This window comes from Fibrobacter sp. UWH9 (assembly GCF_900129715.1).
In the GTDB taxonomy this organism is placed as follows: domain Bacteria; phylum Fibrobacterota; class Fibrobacteria; order Fibrobacterales; family Fibrobacteraceae; genus Fibrobacter.
Genome location: NZ_FQWP01000048.1, coordinates 1 through 1532, shown reverse-complemented (window position 1 = coordinate 1532; position 1532 = coordinate 1). Strand labels below are relative to the sequence as shown.

Annotated in this window: 1 protein-coding gene; it reads left to right on the top strand. The window is 51.4% G+C overall.

Annotated features, from left to right (window positions below):
- Positions 1-132 precede the first annotated feature (132 nt).
- Positions 133-1359, top strand: coding sequence for a fibrobacter succinogenes major paralogous domain-containing protein (locus BUB94_RS16080; RefSeq protein WP_073238981.1), 1227 nt, complete (start codon positions 133-135; stop codon positions 1357-1359).
- Positions 1360-1532 lie beyond the last annotated feature (173 nt).

The following is a 1532-nucleotide window of genomic DNA, read 5'->3' as shown; positions in this document are numbered from 1 at the left end:
ATCTCCCTGTCGCCTCGTGCCGACTGGAGAATGCCCAGCGACGCAAGCTTTGCTGATTGGCTCACCAATTCCCTGAACGCAAGCTTTAGGGAATAACGGGAAACCTGCGCAAGTTGCAAGGAGGTGTTTTCAATGAACAAGAAATTTTTTGGAAAGAAAGTGGTAAAGTTTGGCTTTGTAGCCTTTGCTCTGGCTTTGGGCCTTGCCGCATGTGGTGATGGCGGCTCTTCAAACGGACCGGCTAATAACCATGAGGACACAAACATTTCTTCTGTTGAGTCTGAAGAAAATTTGCCCAGCTGTACAGAAAGCGGGGAAGGTTTCGTTAACTTTATTAATGGGACAAAGGAAGGTTTCATTTGCAAGGATCGTAAGTGGGTCCATTACGATATGATTGCGGACGTTGAAGAAAATCTGCCTGGCTGCACGGGGTCAAGAGAAGGCCTGTCAGCTTACCTTTATGAAGAAGACCGCGAGTTGAATTGCGTGGAAGGCTCCTGGGATGTTGTTGGCGAGGTTGCAAGTTCCTCTTCCAGTGTCATTCCGGGCACTGACCCGGAATCTTCATCCGACGAAGCCGTTGATCTTTCTTACGCTACAAAATGCCCTGTGGGCCATACATGCACTTACGCACCTACCGAATACTTGAATCCGAAGGTCACCTATGGCGAACTTCTGGATGAGCGTGACTACCAGATGTACAAGACGGTAGAAATTTGCGACGATAAGAATGAAAATTGCCAGACCTGGATGGCCCAGAACCTGAACTATGCTTACACCGGAGTGGCTTTTGACAACGGCTATTATACCTCCGACTCCACCAGCTGGTGCTATGACGATGATCCAAGTAATTGCGCAACCTATGGTCGCCTATATACCTGGGCAGCCGCGGTTGACTCTGTTGCTATTTACAAGAACTACGGTGAGGAATGTGGCTATGGCAAGTTTTGTACCCGTTTCAGTGCCTCTGCATTGGCTACGGCGCCTGTTCGTGGCGTTTGCCCCAGCGGCTGGCACCTGCCGAGCAATGCTGAATGGGGTGCTCTCTATACGAATGTGGGCGGGGCCAGCTATGCCGGTCAGAAGCTGAAGGCGAACACCAGCCTGTGGACCTCTTATAGTGGAGTGACTAATGATGATTCTTTTGGATTCTCGGTTCTCCCTGCCGGTTACCGCAACGACCGCGGTAGTTTCCGCTATCGAGGCTACTACGCCTACTTCTGGAGTTCTACTGAGTACGAGTACAACGGCTACAATGCGTGGTACCAGTACTTCAACTACAACGGCGACTACACGTACCAGAACGACTGCGACAAGGGCTACGCGTTCTCCGTCCGTTGCCTTAAGGACTCTTTCTAACCAAGGTGCCGTAGGCGCCTCAAAAAAAGGCGGCGCGAGCCGTCCTCCCCCTAAAAAAAGTCCGCCGATGCGCTTTCTGCAGTGCTTCGCGACATTTTGGATACTCCCGTTTCTCCGGAACTTCTGCCTGCCGACGCCAACGGCCAGATTGCCCAGAAGACCGAATCCATCCT

Coding starts and splice junctions, on each gene's coding strand:
- BUB94_RS16080 (WP_073238981.1), top strand. CDS start 133: ATGAACAAGAAATTTTTTGGAAAGAAAGTGGTAAAGTTTGGCTTTGTA.